The sequence below is a fragment of the Pseudomonas sp. CNPSo 3701 genome, assembly GCF_028674975.1.
In the GTDB taxonomy this organism is placed as follows: domain Bacteria; phylum Pseudomonadota; class Gammaproteobacteria; order Pseudomonadales; family Pseudomonadaceae; genus Aquipseudomonas; species Aquipseudomonas straminea.
In genome coordinates this window covers 384,751-401,554 of the sequence record NZ_JAQZSI010000004.1, presented here as the reverse complement: position 1 = coordinate 401,554, position 16,804 = coordinate 384,751, and the positions used below count along the sequence as shown (strand labels likewise).

At 61.3% G+C, this 16,804-nt stretch carries 13 protein-coding genes and 3 pseudogenes; 10 read left to right on the top strand and 6 right to left on the bottom strand.

Annotated features, from left to right (window positions below):
* Positions 1 to 75 precede the first annotated feature (75 nt).
* The 6 genes from PVA39_RS14170 (at position 76) to PVA39_RS14145 (ending at position 4,691) form a co-directional block, all read left to right on the top strand.
* On the top strand, positions 76 to 1,242 hold the full coding sequence (locus PVA39_RS14170; protein ID WP_274124584.1) for a zinc-dependent alcohol dehydrogenase: 1,167 nt from the start codon (positions 76 to 78) through the stop codon (positions 1,240 to 1,242).
* A 313-nt stretch (positions 1,243 to 1,555) separates the two neighbouring features.
* Positions 1,556 to 1,909: a DUF3509 domain-containing protein gene (locus PVA39_RS14165; protein WP_013790729.1), complete on the top strand. Its 354-nt coding sequence runs from the start codon at positions 1,556 to 1,558 to the stop codon at positions 1,907 to 1,909.
* 281 nt (positions 1,910 to 2,190) lie between these two features.
* Positions 2,191 to 2,700, top strand: a complete 510-nt coding sequence (locus PVA39_RS14160; protein ID WP_093503517.1) for a ferritin-like domain-containing protein — start codon at positions 2,191 to 2,193, stop codon at positions 2,698 to 2,700.
* A 77-nt stretch (positions 2,701 to 2,777) separates the two neighbouring features.
* On the top strand, positions 2,778 to 3,326 hold the full coding sequence (locus PVA39_RS14155) for a RipA family octameric membrane protein (protein WP_093502883.1): 549 nt from the start codon (positions 2,778 to 2,780) through the stop codon (positions 3,324 to 3,326).
* Positions 3,327 to 3,445: 119 nt separating this feature from the next.
* The gene (locus tag PVA39_RS14150; protein WP_274124583.1) at positions 3,446 to 4,054 is read left to right on the top strand and encodes an SCO family protein; all 609 of its coding nucleotides are present in this window, start codon (positions 3,446 to 3,448) and stop codon (positions 4,052 to 4,054) included.
* Positions 4,047 to 4,691, top strand: a complete 645-nt coding sequence (locus PVA39_RS14145) for a cytochrome c oxidase assembly protein (RefSeq protein WP_274124582.1) — start codon at positions 4,047 to 4,049, stop codon at positions 4,689 to 4,691. The genes PVA39_RS14150 and PVA39_RS14145 overlap by 8 nt, the downstream gene beginning before the upstream one ends.
* Positions 4,692 to 4,728: 37 nt before the next feature.
* Here PVA39_RS14145 and PVA39_RS23470 read toward each other — a convergent pair whose 3' ends face one another.
* Both PVA39_RS23470 and PVA39_RS23465 read right to left on the bottom strand, forming a co-directional pair.
* Positions 4,729 to 5,529: a methyl-accepting chemotaxis protein gene (locus PVA39_RS23470; RefSeq protein ID WP_371259300.1), complete on the bottom strand. Its 801-nt coding sequence runs from the start codon at positions 5,527 to 5,529 to the stop codon at positions 4,729 to 4,731.
* A 285-nt stretch (positions 5,530 to 5,814) separates the two neighbouring features.
* A pseudogene (locus tag PVA39_RS23465) lies at positions 5,815 to 6,375 on the bottom strand (MCP four helix bundle domain-containing protein); the annotation flags it as partial.
* A 699-nt stretch (positions 6,376 to 7,074) separates the two neighbouring features.
* Here PVA39_RS23465 and PVA39_RS23460 point away from each other — a divergent pair.
* The 3 genes and pseudogenes from PVA39_RS23460 to PVA39_RS14130 all read left to right on the top strand — a co-directional run.
* Positions 7,075 to 8,175, top strand: a pseudogene (locus PVA39_RS23460) (HAMP domain-containing protein); the annotation flags it as partial.
* Positions 8,149 to 9,033 (top strand): methyl-accepting chemotaxis protein, encoded by an 885-nt coding sequence (locus PVA39_RS23455; RefSeq protein ID WP_443200972.1) that lies wholly within the window; start codon positions 8,149 to 8,151, stop codon positions 9,031 to 9,033. The pseudogene PVA39_RS23460 and the gene PVA39_RS23455, both read left to right, overlap by 27 nt.
* A 154-nt stretch (positions 9,034 to 9,187) precedes the next feature.
* The gene (locus tag PVA39_RS14130; RefSeq protein WP_274124580.1) at positions 9,188 to 11,647 is read left to right on the top strand and encodes a PAS domain-containing hybrid sensor histidine kinase/response regulator; all 2,460 of its coding nucleotides are present in this window, start codon (positions 9,188 to 9,190) and stop codon (positions 11,645 to 11,647) included.
* Positions 11,648 to 11,665: 18 nt separating this feature from the next.
* Here PVA39_RS14130 and PVA39_RS14125 read toward each other — a convergent pair whose 3' ends face one another.
* The 3 genes and pseudogenes from PVA39_RS14125 to PVA39_RS14115 all read right to left on the bottom strand — a co-directional run.
* Positions 11,666 to 12,052: an NUDIX hydrolase gene (locus PVA39_RS14125; RefSeq protein ID WP_093502893.1), complete on the bottom strand. Its 387-nt coding sequence runs from the start codon at positions 12,050 to 12,052 to the stop codon at positions 11,666 to 11,668.
* A 219-nt stretch (positions 12,053 to 12,271) separates the two neighbouring features.
* On the bottom strand, positions 12,272 to 12,676 hold the full coding sequence (locus PVA39_RS14120; protein WP_274124579.1) for a DoxX family protein: 405 nt from the start codon (positions 12,674 to 12,676) through the stop codon (positions 12,272 to 12,274).
* 324 nt (positions 12,677 to 13,000) lie between these two features.
* Positions 13,001 to 13,165, bottom strand: a pseudogene (locus PVA39_RS14115) (general stress protein); the annotation flags it as partial.
* Between the two features lie 380 nt (positions 13,166 to 13,545).
* Here PVA39_RS14115 and PVA39_RS14110 point away from each other — a divergent pair.
* Entirely contained in the window at positions 13,546 to 13,815 is a 270-nt protein-coding gene (locus PVA39_RS14110; protein WP_274124578.1) for a DUF1652 domain-containing protein, read from the top strand.
* Positions 13,816 to 14,103: 288 nt separating this feature from the next.
* Here the strand turns inward: PVA39_RS14110 and PVA39_RS14105 are convergent, their stop codons facing one another.
* Positions 14,104 to 16,632 (bottom strand): PAS domain-containing protein, encoded by a 2,529-nt coding sequence (locus PVA39_RS14105; protein WP_274124577.1) that lies wholly within the window; start codon positions 16,630 to 16,632, stop codon positions 14,104 to 14,106.
* Positions 16,633 to 16,804 lie beyond the last annotated feature (172 nt).

The following is a 16,804-nucleotide window of genomic DNA, read 5'->3' as shown; positions in this document are numbered from 1 at the left end:
CAGGGCTGAACCAAAGGAATCGGCGCTTCCTCGGACTCTAGAACAGGCACTCAAACCCTCGTTCTGGAGAGCAGCATGCGCGCATTGACCTATCACGGCAGCCACGACGTTCGCGTCGACAACGTACCCGACCCCATCATCCAGGAACCGGACGACATCATCCTGCGGGTGACCGCCACGGCGATCTGCGGCTCGGACCTGCACCTGTATCGCGGCAAGATTCCTCAGGTGAAGCACGGCGACGTGTTCGGCCATGAATTCATGGGCATCGTCGAGGAAGTCGGCAGCGCCGTGACGGCGGTCAGCAAGGGCGACCGGGTGATCGTGCCGTTCGTAATCGCCTGCGGCAGCTGCTTCTTCTGCGACATGAACCTGCACGCCGCCTGTGAAACCACCAACGACGGTCGCGGCGCGATCATCAACAAGAAACAGATTCCTTCCGGCGCCGCGCTGTTCGGCTACAGCCACCTGTATGGCGGCATGCCCGGCGGCCAGGCCGAACTGGTACGGGTGCCCAAGGCCAATGCCGGGCCGTTCAAGATTCCCGATGAGCTCGATGACGAGCGCGTGCTGTTTCTCACCGACATTCTGCCGACCGGCTACCAGGCGGTGATCAATGGCGGGGTGAAGGAGGGTAGCAGCGTGGCGATCTACGGCGCCGGCCCAGTGGGGCTGATGGCGGCGGCCTGTGCACGGATGCTCGGCGCCCGGCAGATCTTCATGGTCGACAACCAGCCGTACCGCCTCGAATACGCGCGGGCGACCTATGGCGTGGTGCCAATCAATTTCGACAAGATCGATGACCCCGCCGAAGCGATCATCGAGCAGACCGAAGGCTATCGTGGCGTGGACGCCGCTATCGACGCGGTCGGCTTCGAGGCCAAGGGCAGTGCCACGGAAACCCTGCTCACCCAGCTCAAGCTCGAGGGCAGCAGCGGCAAGGCGCTGCGCCAGTGCATCGCGGCGGTTCGGCGCGGCGGCACGGTGAGCGTGCCCGGCGTGTATGCAGGGTTCATCCACGGCTTCCTGTTCGGCGATGCCTTCGACAAGGGCCTGACCTTCAAGATGGGCCAGACCCATGTGCACGGCTTGCTGCCGGATTTGCTGGAACGCATCCAGGGTGGGGAGCTGCAGCCGGAGATCATCATCAGCCACCGCATGAACCTCTCCGATGCCGCCGAGGGCTATCGGCTGTTCGACAAGCAGGAAGATGACTGCCGCAAGGTGATTCTGCGCCCCTGATCGATCTTCGACTTTCACCGCCCAATGACCTCGCTGCCTATATAAAAGCAGCGAGGTCATTAATTTTGTAAGCATTGTAAATTAACTGGAAAGTGCGCCACTTATATATGTCGAGATTATTTCTGTGGTTCTAATTTGATGGCATGCAAAATGCGGTGCTCTGCAAGTTGCATCTTGCACTTTGCAATGTGGATTGTTGGAGAAGTTGACCGAAAGACCCAGTTTGCAGGCGTTTGCTAAGTCCCTTTTTTTGGCATGCGCTGTGCAATACCGAATGACGTTAAAAACCGTCATTCACTTAGGGAGTTTTCCAATGACTGCTGTTGCCATTGAAGTGCTTGCGTCTGCGCTGCCGGATCATGAAATCACTCTCACACCGCGCCCGGACGGAAAATTTCTGCTGACAGTTGCCAAGGGTGGCGAAACCCAACTTTGCCGCGCCATCGACCGCCGCACCGTGGTCGAGCAGAACGAGCTACGCGCCCTGGCACACGAGTTGGAGCGCGACCAGAAGCTGGTCAGCGGCGAAATCTCCTGGAAGGGCGCTGGCGCCCGCTGGGTACGCCGCAAGCTGCCTACCTTCACCGGCGCGCCGGTAAGCCCGACCGCTGCCAAGATGATGTGGACGCGGCGCAATCTGGACCGTCGCCAGCGCCCGACGGCCTGAGCCGGACCCAATATCGAGCCCCGCACTTCGCGGGGCTTTTTATTGATAGCGAAAAAATAGCCAATGATCTTGTGCGAGAAGTTATATTTAATTCTTTGTGTATAAATTTATTGATTGTACGTATAGGTGTTGACCGTTTTCTTGAGCGGATTATTTGTCAGAAAAACATGCTGGTTAATTGTTCGTTCATTCAAGTAAACCGCTCGTCCTTAATTGCGAACGTATTGGCGCCGCGCTCGTTCCCAATAATGAATCCGCAAATATGTTAGGAGCGAATGATCATGGCGACCAAAACCGAAAATTTGTTGAGCTGGCTTCGTGATGCCCACGCGATGGAACAGCAGGCCGAGCAGATGTTGAAGGCGCAGGCCGCGCGCCTTGAACATTATCCGAAACTCAAGACCCGTATCGAACAGCATATCGAGGAGACCCAGGGCCAGCGTGAACTGCTGGAAGGCTGCCTGGAGCGTCTCGGTGAGAAACCGTCCATGCTCAAGGACATCGCCGGCAAGCTGACCGCCTTCGGTCAGGCGGTCGGTGGCTCGGTCATGAGCGATGAAGTGATCAAGGGCGCCATGAGCGGCTACGTGTTCGAGAACCTGGAAATCGCCTCTTACACCGTACTGATCGCCGCCGCCAAGGCTGCTGGTGACCGCGAAACCCAGCGTGTCTGCGAGACCATCCTGCCCCAGGAGGAGGCGATGGCCGAGTGGATTAAGGCTCACCTGCCCGAGCTGACCGATGCCTTCCTGACCCGCTCGCAAGCGCCGGATACCGAAGCCAAGCGCTAACGACCCTGCGGCGCCCTGCAGCATGTCTGCGAGGCGCCGGCGTCATTCTTTTCACCGCCGAACCGGTAGTTCTCCACGTGTCCAGAATCATCACCTCACCTGAAGCCGAACCGGTTGGAGACGACTCCGAAGTCTCCGACTCGCTGATGTTCGGTACGCCCAAGGAACGCCTGGATTTCTATCGCCGGGAGATCCAGTACGAAACCAACCTGATGGCCGACCGCACCAACGCCTACCTGGCGGCGCAGTCGTTTCTGGTCATCGCCTTTGCCTCGTCGATGGCCAACGCCAACCCCGATTGGGGCGACATGTTCACCCTGGTGGTGCCCACCATGCTGGCGCTGCTCGGCATCGTCAGTTCACTGAATGCCTGGCCGGGCATTCGCGCCTCGGCCGCGATCATCGGCCACTGGCATTTCAAGCAACAGCAGCTGTTGCACAGCGAGCCGAAGTTTGGCCACGCCTACGACGAGTCGCCGCTGTTCAGCGAGCACGAGTCCAGCAAGGAGCGCTATTTGAAGTCCCTGCGCTTCTCGTTGCGTTCGCCCTGGCTGTTCACCATTTTCTGGGCTGCTCTGGGCGCGTTTTCGGTATGGCTGCAGCTGTCGTCGTCGGCCAAGGTGTGAGGCGAGTGGTGTTGGAGACCTGAGGTTACCTTTTACAGGTCGCACTCTGCCTGATCGGGCGCGGTCATTAACCTCAGGCAGGCGCAGAACACTGCCGGGGACGGATGAGGAGGCCGCACATGAAACGCACCTGGATAGCCAGCGCCGTGATCATCGGGTTGCTGCTCGCCGCGTTGCCGCTTTCCTATCAGCTATGGCCGGCACGCACGCCGGTGGTGGCCGCCGTCGATGCCGGCCAGCGCATCGGCGGGCCGTTCGAACTGCGTGACCCGAGTGGGCGCGCCGTTACGCACGAGAGTTTCCACGGACAATGGTTGCTGGTGTTCTTCGGCTTTACCCGTTGCGCGGATATCTGCCCGACCACCCTGATGCAGGTCGCCAAAGTGCTCGACGGTATGGGCGAGCAGGGCGACCGGTTGCAGCCGCTGTTTATCAGCCTCGACCCTGAGCGCGATACACCCGAGGTGCTGGCTGCCTACACGACCTTTTTCGACGAGCGCATCCTCGGTCTGACCGGCACATCGGAGCAGATCCAGCAAGTCGCCGATGCTTACGCTGTGTACTTTCGAAAGGTGCCAATGGGCGATACCTACGTGCTCGACCACACCGGCGTGGTCTACTTGATGAACCCGCAGGGCGAGCTGGCCAGCCTGATTCCCCTGCGCACCGCGCCGGCGGATGCGATACGGGAAATCTCCACCGCCCTGGCGCAATCGCGCGATGGCTGATCAGCTCGCCGCGCCAAGCAGACCTGTGCGCAACTGGCCGCTGCTGCTCGGTTTCGTGGTGCTCGCCGCCTGCTGGCTGGGGCCCTTGCCGGCGATGAGCCGCACGGCGTTTTCCGCCCATATGCTGCTGCACCTGGGCGTGATTGCCCTGGCGGCGCCGCTGTTGGCCATCGGCCTGGCCCGCGCAGGCTTGAGGGTAGACAGGCTGCGCCACAGCGGCGCGACGATCTCATTAATCTTCGCTGCTGAAATGGCCATTGTGTGGGGCTGGCATGCGCCGCCGCTGCATGAAGCGGCGGCGCTCAACGTCTGGGCGTTCGTCGCCCAGCAGGCCAGCTTTCTTGCCGTGGGGCTTGGCGTCTGGCTGCTCGGTTTTGCCAGCGATTCACGTCGGGGGCTGGCAGCGGCAATGTTCGGCTTCTTCCTGACCTTCGTGCACATGACCATGCTGGGCGTGGTGCTGATCATGGCGCCGAAGCTGATCTATCCCGCCGAGCTGTGCCTGGGCGCGTTCGGTTTCGAGCAGGTGGATGACCAGCGCTTCGGTGGCATCCTGATGGCGGCATGGAGCACGGTGGCGTATCTGGGTGGGGCGGTGGTGCTGGGCGCGCGCCTGCTGGCGCCAGAGCGGGACTAGCAAGGCCGCCGCCGGCATTGCGCCGGCGGCAACTGTTTTACAGCTTGAAGTTGCCGACCAGCTCGTCGAGCTGGCGCGACAACTGTTGCAGGTTGCTGCTGGCATCGTTGAGCTGATCGGCGATCTGCGTGGTTTCCTGGGTGAACTGGTTGATCTGTTCGACGTTGCGGTTGATCTCCTCGACCACTGCGGACTGCTCCTCGGTGGCGGTGGCGACCTGGATGTTCTGGTCGCTGATCTGGGTGATATGACCGTTGATCTGCGCCAGCGCCTGGGACGCCTTGCCGGCGGATTCGACCACCCGCTCGCTCTGCTGACGGCCCTTGGCCATGGCCTCGACCGCCGAGCGCGATTCGGCCTGCAGGCGGTCGATGACTTTCTGGATTTCCTCGGTGGAGGCGCCGGAGCGGCTGGCCAGGGTACGTACCTCGTCGGCCACCACGGCAAAGCCACGGCCCTGCTCGCCGGCACGAGCCGCCTCGATGGCCGCGTTGAGGGCCAGCAGGTTGGTCTGCTCGGAAATGCTGCGGATGGTGCCCAGAGTCGCGCTGATCGCCTCAATCTGCCCGGCCAGTTCGCCGACCACCCTGGCGGTCTGCTCCAGCTCGCCGTTCAGCGAGTCGACCTGCCGGTTGGCCTGGTCCACCACTTCGCGTCCGGTGTTGGCATAGTCGGTGGCTTCGCGGGCCACCTGAGCGGCGTTCTCGGCATTTCCAGCAATTTCATTGACCGTCGAGCCGAGCTCGTGGATGGCGGTGGCCACCTGCACGGTGCGGTCGCTCTGGGCCACGCAGTTGCTCTGGGTCAGTCGTGCACGCTCGGCCACATCTCGGGCCATGGCCGCCAGCTCGCGGGAGTTACCGGCCAGCTGCTGCATGATGCCATGCACCTTTGCCAGGAAGCGGTTGAAGCTCTGGGCGATGTCGCTGAGCTCGTCGCTGCCGTTCAGCTGGATGGGTGCATTGAGCGCCAGGTTGTCGGCGGCATGGCCCAGGCTGTTCTGCAGGGTGGATACGCGTCGGCGCAGGTTGGTGACGATCAGCCAGGAGGCGACGAACGACACCAGTAGGCCCAGTGCGATGATCACCAGTTGCCGCGTGCGGCCTTCTTCATAGTTGTCGGTGCTGCTCTGATTCTGCTGTTCAGCCTGCTGCAGCAGGGTGTCGAGCAGCTCGTTGGCACCGCCGCGCATCACGCCGTAGCTCTTGGCGTACTGGTCGCGGTAGATCTGCTGGGCGCGAGCCATATCGCCGGCGTCCAGCGCCTGCAGCATGGGCGTCAGCTCATTGCTGACCATGGTCTCGAACTGGTCGAGCAGGCGCTGTGCCTGGGCACGGCGCTCCGGATTTACCTGGGCCTCGACAGCGTGGCGCATGGCTTCGCGCATGCCGGGAATGTCTTCGTTGAGCGCTTCTTGTACCCGGGTCTTCACTCCACGCTCGTCACGCAGGGCGGTTTCCTGCAGCAGCATCATGTCGATGCCTACGCGCATGCGCGGGATGCGTGAGGCAGCTTCGGCCATCGCGCGCATGGGTGCGGAAGTGTTGAGGTAGAGCGCGCTGGCCTCCTTCTGCATGTTCGACATGCTGTTGAGGCTGGTCACCGCGACCAGTACCAGGGCGATGCAGGGGATAGCCACTGCGATGATCAGACGGGTCTTGAGTGTCAGCGTGTCGAGGCGCATGGGTTTGGTTCCATGTCATTGGAGTGGCGCCAGTATAGAGTCACTTTACAATCGACGTGTGAACATTTCTGACCTGCTGGGTAGTGGTATGAAGATACTTGAACGGTCGATATAGAGCGGTCTGTAGCGATTTGCCGGCTGCGCTCGAACGTGCTGTGGGCTGGTCATTCCGTGGCCCGCGTTGAGAGCTTTCACTAACAGCTCTCTTACGCAGGTGAATAAGGGCTGCCGAGCAGATGCCAATCACCGGGGTGTGCTCTGAGTCCGTTCGTTCGTCGGCGAACTGCTGGATGAGTTGGCTACTGCTGCGCAAGGGCCGGCTATCTGGTAGCTGGCCCTTTTGCAGAGCGAAGTGCCAATCGGAAAAGGTTCTTGCTGGCTTTCAGATCCTTGATGTTGTTCGCCGACCGGCGAGCCAAAACCCGCTGTTTGTGGCGGAGCGCCGGCACTCAAAAGCGCATGATGTGCCGGTATAATGGCGCCAGATTTTATGTCCTCAAACGCCTTTGTTCTGGCCTCAGGCGCCATGCACTACCCCTGTGCTGGTCATTGTAAATTACAAAATTTACAGTTTCGTGTCTGCCTGCCGATAGTGCTGTTTATGCAGCAGAAAAGCCGTTGCCGAATCGTATCGGTTCTTTGTGCACTCCATGGCCCTTAACGCGCCTGTGCTCTATCGAATACTCAGGGAGTCACCCTATGCCTGTCACAAATCTGCTGCTCAACATGAGCGTCAGAAAGAAGCTGCTCAGCGGTTTCGGCCTGGTTCTGATCATCACTCTGGCTATTGTCTGGGTTGGCCAGTCCGCCTTGCACACCACCTTGCAGCGTGTCGACATTCTGCTGGGCGTCAGCAGCATCGACGGCAAGCTCAGCCAGGCTCGCCAGCAGGAAAAGAATTTCCTGCTTCGCGATGACGACCAGTACATGCAGCAGGCCATTGCCCTGACTGATGAAACCGAGCAACAGGCCAAGGTCAGCGAAGGCAAGATGCTCTACCCCGAAACGAAGGCGATGATGCGCACCGTGCAGGATGACCTGCAGGGCTATCGCGAAAAGCTGCTAAGCCTCAAGCAAGCCACCGATGCCAACAAGAACGCGCAGGCTGCGATGGAAACGGCGGCGCGTGCAGCTCTCGAGCGCTTTGCGGATCTCGAAGAGCGCCTGCGTAAGGCCGCCGTGGAGCAGATCCGCCTGACGGGCGACCAGACCAGCATCGACGTGTTGAGTCAGGCCAACCAGGCTAACTCCATGGCGATGGAGTTGCTTGAGGCGCGCCGACGGGAAAAGGATTTTCTCCTGCGCGAAGATGACAAATATGCCACTGCATTGCAGGAGCATTTTGCTTCGCTCGCCCAGAAGGGTAGAACCCTGAACCGTGAGTTGAGCAATCCTGCTGATCAGGCGGATGTGGAGGCCGGGTTGGCTCAGTTGCAGCAGTACAACGAACAGTTCGGAAATATGCGCAAGGCGATCGAGGGTTACAACGCTACCGAAAAGGACATGACCGAGCGCGCCCGTCAGGTTGCCGCATCGTCCGATAAGTCGCTTGAAATGCAATTGACGCTGCTCAACGGTGATGCCAGCCGCGCCAAGACCATGCTCTTCGGTGCCGCTGCCATCGCCTTTGTGTTGGGCGTGCTGTGCGCGCTGGTGATTACCCGCATGATCGTCGGCCCGCTGCAGCGTGTGGTCGGCGTGGCCAAGCAGGTGGCCAACGGCGATTTGTCCGCCGATATCGTGCCGGATCGCCACGACGAGCTGGGCCAGCTGATGCAGGCGATGCAGGACATGACTCTGAGCCTGCGCGATCTGCTGGGCCGCCTGGGCAATGGCGTGGCGCAACTGGCCACGGCAGCCGAAGAGCTGTCTGCGGTGACTGAACAGACCAGTGCTGGTGTGTCCCAGCAGCGCATGGAAACCGAACAAGTGGCCACCGCCATGAACGAGATGACCGCCACCGTGCTGGATGTGGCGCGTAACGCCGAATCGGCCGCCGAGTACGCCCGCAACGCCGACGAGCAGACCCAGGAAGGTCAGCAGACCGTGCAGCAGGCGGTGGCGCGTATCGAGAAGCTGGCCGTGTCCATCGAGGATTCGGCCCATGCCATCGAGTCGCTCAAGCACGACAGCGGCAATATTGGCACCGTGCTGGACGTGATCAAGGGCATCGCCGAGCAGACCAACCTGCTGGCGCTCAACGCGGCCATCGAGGCGGCGCGGGCGGGGGAGTCGGGCCGCGGTTTTGCCGTGGTTGCCGATGAAGTCCGTGCCCTGGCGCGGCGCACCCATGAGTCCACCGAGCAGATCGAGGGTTTGATCGGCAACCTGCAGAACGGCGCGGAAAAGGCAGTAGCGATGATGGGCCAAAGCTGCGCCCAGGCGGAAACCACGGTGCATGCTGCCAAGCAGGCCAATAGCGCGTTGAGCGCTATCAACGCCGCGGTCTCGGAAATTCAGCAGATGAACCAGCAGATCGCCACTGCCGCCGAGCAGCAGAGCTCGGTCGCCGAGGAGATCAACCGCAGCGTGTCGAGCATCCGCGACGTGGCCGAGCAGTCGTCGGCAGCTACTGAGGAAACTTCGGCGGCCAGCGTCGATCTGGCGCGCCTCGGGGCGGATCTGCAGGCTCAGGTAAACCGTTTCAAGCTGGCCTGAGTCGCTGCCCTGCGCAGCAGAAGCGGGTTCCCGGTTGCCGGTGAACCCACCAACCAGCCCAAAATATAAATCGCGGCGGCCGTGGTAAAACGCCGCGATACAGGCTTCAATGGCTGCCTTGCTGAGTCTCTTTCTCTGCCGCCTGGGTCCTATCGTGATATCTGATGACGTCGAAGCCCTTCGGCATCGGTTTCAAGCGCTCGAGGCAGAAAATGCCCAGCTCAGGGCCAGCCTGGCCGCGACAGCCGGCGACGGCGCGTCGGCGGATCAGCGCTTTCGCCAGGCCTTTGAGCAGGCGCCGGCGGCGATGGCCGTGCTGCATGGCCCTGAGCTGCGTTTCGAATACCTCAACCCCGCCTACCAGCGTCTGCTGGGCCTGGACGATGTGATCGGCCAGCCGGCCCGCGAGGTGTTGGCCACACGCATGGCGCGGCGTTTCATCGACTTGCTCGAAGAGGCCTACCGGCGTGGTCGCGCCGTGCGGGCGCGTAATTTCGAGGTGCCCGGCCGGCCCGGGCATCAGGTGGATTTCAGCTACCAGCCGCAGTTCGATGGGCTGGGCCGGGTCGAGGGGTTGTTCATCCAGGAAATCGACATTGCCGAGCAGCGCCGTGTCGAGCATGCCTTCGCCCAAGAGCGGGAACGTTATGAGTTTCTGTTCAACACCATGGATGAAGGCTTCTGCGTCATCGAGTTCTTCGACGGCCCCCATGGGCCGCTCAGCGACTACATCCACATCGAAGCCAATCCCGCTTATGCCGAGCACGCCGGAATCCGCAACGTGGTCGGTCAGAAGCTGCGCGAGATGGTCGGCGAGGAAGCCGACAGCTGGGTCGAGCGCTATGCCCATGTGTTGCATAGCGGCGAGCCGATACGTTTCGAGCAGGAGCTGATCGCAACCGGCCGCCACCTGGAGATCAGCGCTTTCCGTGTTGGTCCCGCCAGCCGCAAGCAGGTGGCGGTGCTGTTCCAGGACATCACCCAGCGCAAGCAGGCCGAGGAGTCGCTGCGCCAGCTCAACGAGACACTGGAAGCGCGAGTGCGCGATGCCAACGAGGCGCGCCGCGTGCTGGCCGGGGTGGTGGACGGCGCCGATGCGCTGATCTTCATCATGGGCTTCGACTACCGCTGGATCGCCATCAACGGCTCGGGCATGCGCGAGTACGAGCGCGTGTTTGGCGCCCGCCCGCAGATCGGCGAGGATCTCAAGCACGCGCTCAAAGAACGCCCCGAACACCTGGAAATCGTGATCGCCCCCTGGCAACGGGCGCTGGCCGGTGAGGAATTCGAAGTGGTGGTGCCGCTGCCGACGGAGCAGGGCATGCGCCATTACGAGATGCATTTCAGTCGCCTCAACGACAGTAATGGCCAGCAGATCGGCGCCTACCAGTTCGTCTACGACATCACCGAGCGCCTGCAGGAACAGGAGCGCTTGCGGGTGGCAGAGGATGCCCTGCGTCAATCGCAGAAGATGGAAGCGGTGGGCCAGTTGACCGGCGGTATCGCCCACGACTTCAACAACCTGCTGACCAGTATCAGCGGTTCGCTGGAACTCTTGCAGATGCGCCTAGGGCAGGGGCGTCTAGGGGATCTGGACCGCTACGTCAGTGCTGCGCAAAGCGCGGCGCGGCGTGCCGCGTCGCTGACCCATCGGTTGCTGGCTTTCTCGCGCCGGCAGACCCTGGACCCCAAACCGACCAACGTCAACCGGCTGGTCACGGGCATGGAAGAGCTGGTGCGTCGCAGCGTGGGGCCGCATATCACGACCGAGGTGGTGCTGGCTGCAGGGCTTTGGTCGAGCTTCATCGACGCCCCGCAGCTGGAAAACGCCTTGCTCAATCTGTGTCTGAACGCTCGCGATGCCATGCCCCACGGCGGTCGGTTGACCATCGAGACGGCTAACAAGTGGATCGATGATTACGCCGCGCGCGGGCGTAATGTACCGCCGGGTCAATACGTGTCGCTGTGCGTGACCGATACCGGTATCGGCATGAGCCCAGAGGTGATCGAACACGCCTTCGAGCCGTTCTTCACCACCAAGCCACTAGGCGAGGGCACTGGCCTGGGGCTGTCGATGGTCTATGGCTTCGTGCGTCAGTCCGGCGGCCAGGTGTGCATCTATTCCGAGGTTGGCCAGGGCACCACCATGTGTCTGTACCTGCCTCGCCTCTATGATGGCAGCGACGAGGCGGATACCGAGACGGTCCAAGCCTCGGCCGAGGAGCCGAATGCCGGCCGCGAAACGGTACTGATCGTCGATGACGAGCCGGCCATTCGCATGCTGGTAATCGAGGTGCTCGAAGGGCAGGGCTACACCACGCTGGAAGCGGGTGATGGCCCCTCCGCGTTGAAGATCGTGCAGTCCGATGCGCGCATCGACCTGCTGGTGACCGATGTAGGCCTGCCTGCCGGCATGAACGGCAGGCAGCTTGCGGACCTTGCGCGACAGGAACGACCGGAGCTGAAGGTGCTGTTCATTACCGGTTACGCGGAGAATTCGGTGATCGGCAATGGCCATCTGGAGCCGGGCATGCGCTTGCTGACCAAGCCCTTCACCATGCAGGCAATCGCCAGCCGTATTCACGAGATGATCGAGGGCGATCAGGTCGGCTGATCGCGCTGTGAAAGGCTGTCAGGCAGGCTTGCCGTGGCTGCTGGCGAAGTACAGTTCTAGCAGCTTGCGCGCCGATTTCTTGATCGCCTTGTCCAAGTCGACGGCTGAGAACCAGCGGCAATCGGCAATTTCGTTCTGCGGTTGCGCGGCCAGGTACTCGGGCACCGTGGCGCGAAAGACGTGATGGGGGCGGCTGTCGAATTCGTGCAGGGCCAGAAACTCCAGCGCTGTGCTATCCAGCCCGGTTTCCTCGCAGAGTTCACGCAGCGCTGCTTCGGCTGGCCGCTCGTGAGCTTCGATCTTGCCACCGGGCAGTGTCCATTTGGCATCGGCCTTGCGCACCAGCAGCACTTTGTCCCGCTGCTGGCAGATCACGGTAGCGCGAGGTTTGGTGGTCTTGATCATGGGACTTCCAACTGTCATTTGCAGTGTGCATAGGTGGCTGAAATGGCAGAAAGTTCGGACTGTTTCCAGCGTTGCACTTCTACGAGTGCATGGCCGATAAGCGCATTCTAGGCGTATTTCAGTTTTATTACAGAATGATGACGATCCGCCCGTGGTGTGGGTCACGCTTGCCGTGCCGAAATCGGATGCTCTGTGATGGATCTCCCAAGCGCCGGGCGCTTATTGCCAGCGAAGGTTGCGGCCCAGCGCGAAACGACCGGCACCGCCGATAAGCAGCGTGACGAAGATGATCGTCAGTAGCCAGGCGAACTGCCCGTCGGCCAGGCTCCACTCGGGGTGTACCAGCGCCAGCGACACCGCCAGTACAGCGAGAATCGGCAAACAGGCCAGGCGGGTAAAGAGACCCAACGCGATCAGCAGCGGGCACGCTACTTCCGCGAATAGCGCCAGGCTCAGGGTGATGGCCTGACCCAAACCGAGCGGGTCTTCGATTCGGCCCAGCTCCGCCTGTAGATCAAGCAGCTTCGGTAGGCCGTGAACGGCCAGCAGCAACAGGCTGGCGCTGATGCGCATAAACAGTAGAGCCCAGTCGTGGCTGCGCCGTTGAGGATCATCGTGATTCATGGTCCGTCTCCCTTCATTATATAGAGAGACGACTATGCGGCTCAGTCTGCCTTCTGGTCTTGGATGCCTGTGCGCGATCAGCGTCGAATTATTGAGCAAATGATTTATTGCCTTATGGGGGATAGACTCAGAAGGGGCAGTTTCCAGAATATCGAGGCAGAAAATCGTTCTGTATGGAGCAGCTAGAAAGCCGGTGGGGATGGCGGGCGTTATGTTTAAACGTTGATTAAATAGCTTGTAGGGAAAGTTGTTGTGGCAACTTTTTATAAGCGTTTAAAAGAAACGCGAAACCCGCAGCGGCAGGTTTCGCAGTATTTGTGCTTCTCAGGAAGAACTGCGCTTGCCACCACCGCCATGGCTGTTCTGACCACCTTTGCGACCTGCTTCCGCCGCCTTCTGGCGATCATTGGCAAAATTGCCGCCGCTTTGTTTGCCGCCTTTGCGGCCCGCTTCGGCTGCTTTGTCGCGGTCGTTGGCGAAGTTACCTGGGTTGCTATGTGCCATCTTGTTATCTCCACAATCTCAATTGTCGAAATGAGGACATCCTCATCGATTACGAAGCAAGTTTTATTGTATTCGTTCGAGTTATATAAAAAGAGAGAGACGAGTGGTGGTCATTTGTAAATTATGTCGTTATACAAGGCCGGGAACTGTACAGGGTGGAGTTCGTGCAAAATACCTGAGTAAATGTGCGCCGTAGTGCAAGGTGCATGAAGGTGATTGGACGCTTTAATTGATTTGGCTGAAAAAAGTGTCTGGCATCGCTCATGCAGCCCTTTAGGTAGTTGCCATAAGGCACTCACTAAAATCGATGCAATGCGCTTCGCTTGTAAAAGATGTCAGCGAGGGGCTTTGCAATGGAGGTAAGCATGATGATGTCCATTCTCGAACAGCGGCAGATTGTCGAAGCCGCTTTTTTGCCTCTGGCCTGCCGTTGCACCATCGCCGCGGATGACCGGGTAACGCTCGAATTGCGTGACCCGAATGATGAGCGCCTGTTGCTGAGCCTGGCAGATATTCACCGCGACGAGCTGGCCAGCTCGCGCAGCATCTCCCAGCTGGTGCTGCGCGTGCGCCAGCAACTGGTATTCGTGTCATCAGGCATGGCGGCCCCGCAGCGCCAGCGCAGTCTGGCCTGAAGTCGGGGGAGTTAGGTGAATGAATAGTGAGTCCATGGACGCGCTCTGGACTGACGAGCGCTGAACGGTGCCGATTGAGGCCTTGGGCATCAGCCATGAAGAAGTACAACAGTGGGTGATCGAGGGTTACCCAGATACCAGCGGCACCAGGCGCTCCACTGGCCGGCCATATCGTAGAGCTTGCCGGTGAGGCGCCGCCGCCGCTGGTCGAGAAGCTCGGCGGCAGCTTGGTAAGACTGCCGCCACTGCTGTTCAAGCAAGGTCTGAAGGCGCTTGAGCGCTTCCCGTCTAAGGGGTACTGCCGCTCAACAACTGCGCAAGGCGATCGGCCAGGTCGCGGCGGCGGAAAGGCTTTGCCAGCACTTCGAAGCTGCTGATCTGAGTCGGTGTCAGGTTGGCATAGCCAGTGATGATCAGCACCGGCAGATCGGGGAAACGCTGGCGCAGTTCCTGGGCCAGCTGGGCGCCGGTCTTGTTCTCCATGATGTGATCGGTCACCAGCGCATCAGGGCGCAGGCCCTCGTCGATCAGCTTGAGCGCCGCCGCAGCGCTATCCACTTCGGTCACCTCATAACCCAGATCGTGTAGCTGAAGGGCGGTTGTGTCGCGTACCAGCGCCTCATCGTCGACCAGCAAGATATGGGTCGGCCGCGCCGCTCGCGGTACTTCCTCATCGCGTTCGGGCTTGTCGCTCTCCACCGGTGCATCGGTGGTTGGCAGCCACAGGCTGACCCGGGTGCCTTGCCCGCGTAACGAGTCGATGGCAAAGCCGCCGCCGGACTGCACCAGCAAGCCTTGCACCATCGACAGCCCCAGTCCCGTGCCCTTGCCAACGCCCTTGGTGGAGTAGAACGGCTCGGTGCAACGGCGCAAGGTTTCATCGTCCATGCCGCAGCCGCAGTCAATGAGGGTCAGGCGCGCGTACTGGCCGCCGCTGAGGCCGCTGATGGTGTCGCTCGATACCTCGCTCAGCTCGGCGGCTATGCTGAGCCGGCCGCTTTCGCCCATGGCATCGCGGGCGTTGACCGCCAGGTTGAGCACTGCCAGCTCCAACTGGTGCGGGTCGATAAACACCGTTGGCAGGCGCTCGGGGATATCGATGCGCAGCTCGATCATCGGCCCAAGGGATCTCTGGATCAGGTCGCGCATATTGCGGATCAGCGTGCTCAACGCCACCGGCTGCGGCTTGAGGGTTTGTCGGCGTGCGAAGGTCAGCAGCCTGCCGACAAGAATGCGTGCGCGGTCGGCAGCCTGTAGCGCGCCATCGGCCAGCTTGGTGCAGCGCTCGTCCGGCAGGCGCCGGCGGATCAGCTCCAGCGAGGCCATGATGGGCGTCAGCAGGTTGTTGAAGTCGTGGGCGATGCCGCCGGTGAGCTGGCCAACCATTTCCATCTTGTGGGCTTCGTGCAATTGCGCGACGGCCGCTTCGCGCTGCGCCACCATGGTCGCCACACGGTCCTCGAGGGACTCGTTAAGCTCGCGCAGCCCGGCCTCTGCGCGCACCCGCTCGCTGATATTGACGCACACGCAGAGGGTGCCAGCGATCCTCTGCTGGTCATCGAGCAGCGGCGTTACGTGGTTCTGCACCCATACCACGCTGCCATCGGCGCGGCTGTGGCAGCGTGTGTTTTCGAATGGGCGACCATGGCGCAGGCTGTATTCGCAGGGCGAAGCGACCGAGGCACATTCGCCGGCTTCGGCCAGCTCGTAGAGGCTCTGGCCGAGCAGCTGTTCGCGGCTGCGGCCAACGATCTCGCAGTAATGATCGTTGACCCGGATCAGGGTCATGCCGGCATCGCACACGGCGATGCCGGCGCCGGCCTGGTCGAACATCGCTGACAGCTGGGTGGAGCTCAGACGCAGCGCCACTTCGGCGCGGGCATGGGTGATCCACGCCCAGGCCAGCTTGGCCGTCTCTTCGGCCAGGTGGATCTCGTAGTCGGAGAATTCGTACAGACCCTGTTGCTCGAGCACCAGCACCGCATCCAACACGCCGTTACGCACCACGGGAATGTGCAGGGCTGTCGGAGCGTCGTCCGTCGCCGGTTGTACCAGCGTACGGCCGCTGAGTAGCACCTCGTTTTGCCCGGCGTCGTAGGGCTGCAGTGGATGCCCGGCGCAGGTGTGCGCAGTGCTCTGGCGGATGCTCAGTGCGGCCTCGGCCTGCAGGTTCTCGGCGAAGAATACCTTTTCGGCACTCAGCTCCTCGGCCAGCCGGCGCAGCACCAGGGCTTCGACCTGATCCGGTTCGCTGATCGAAGGCAGCGCCTGGCCCAGCTCGAGCAGAAACGCTTGGCGCCGCTCGAACTGCACGCGCTGTGTGGTTTCATTGACCACGCACAGCACGCCGCCCACCAAGCCGTCGGCCTCGGGCACTGCCGAGTAGGACACATCGAAATACACCGCTTCGCCGCGGCCATGGCGTTCGATGTAAAAGGGGCGGTCCTTGGCGGCGAAGGTTTCGCCGGTTTCGCGCACGCCGCGCAGCAGCGGCTCGAGGTCGTCCCACAGCTCGGCCCAGTTTTCCACGGCCGGGCGGCCGAGCGCGCGCGGGTGCTTGTTGCCGATACTCGGCGCGTAGGCGTCGTTGTACAGGGCGATGTACTGCGGGCCCCAGAAAATCACGATCTGCGCCTTGACCGGCAGCACGGTGCTCATCAGCGCTTTGAGTATCGGTGACCAATCGCGGGGGGCGCCCAGCGGTGAGTTGCCCGCATCGAGTGTATGCAGCAGTTGGCCAATTTCCCCGCCGTTGGCGAGAAAACCCAGGCGCTCGGTGGAGCAGGGGGCGGGTGCGGGCTTGGTCAATGAATCCATATCATCAAGGCGGGCGCAGTCGTGGCAGGACGATCTTGTCTGCTAGGTAAGAGACACCTAAGCCGCACCGCGTTCAGCCATATTTTCGCAGTTTCTGATGATCTGTGCGCTGCCCAAGGGCCTCTTCGGCGATGCGTCGATTTCTCAACAGCTGGACGGTCGCAATTATTTA

Coding starts and splice junctions, on each gene's coding strand:
- PVA39_RS14110 (WP_274124578.1), top strand. CDS start 13,546: ATGATGATGTCCATTCTCGAACAGCGGCAGATTGTCGAAGCCGCTTTT.
- PVA39_RS14165 (WP_013790729.1), top strand. CDS start 1,556: ATGACTGCTGTTGCCATTGAAGTGCTTGCGTCTGCGCTGCCGGATCAT.
- PVA39_RS14125 (WP_093502893.1), bottom strand. CDS start 12,052: ATGATCAAGACCACCAAACCTCGCGCTACCGTGATCTGCCAGCAGCGG.
- PVA39_RS14105 (WP_274124577.1), bottom strand. CDS start 16,632: ATGGATTCATTGACCAAGCCCGCACCCGCCCCCTGCTCCACCGAGCGC.
- PVA39_RS23455 (WP_443200972.1), top strand. CDS start 8,149: ATGCAGGCGATGCAGGACATGACTCTGAGCCTGCGCGATCTGCTGGGC.
- PVA39_RS14150 (WP_274124583.1), top strand. CDS start 3,446: ATGAAACGCACCTGGATAGCCAGCGCCGTGATCATCGGGTTGCTGCTC.
- PVA39_RS23470 (WP_371259300.1), bottom strand. CDS start 5,529: ATGGCCCGAGATGTGGCCGAGCGTGCACGACTGACCCAGAGCAACTGC.
- PVA39_RS14170 (WP_274124584.1), top strand. CDS start 76: ATGCGCGCATTGACCTATCACGGCAGCCACGACGTTCGCGTCGACAAC.
- PVA39_RS14145 (WP_274124582.1), top strand. CDS start 4,047: ATGGCTGATCAGCTCGCCGCGCCAAGCAGACCTGTGCGCAACTGGCCG.
- PVA39_RS14120 (WP_274124579.1), bottom strand. CDS start 12,676: ATGAATCACGATGATCCTCAACGGCGCAGCCACGACTGGGCTCTACTG.
- PVA39_RS14160 (WP_093503517.1), top strand. CDS start 2,191: ATGGCGACCAAAACCGAAAATTTGTTGAGCTGGCTTCGTGATGCCCAC.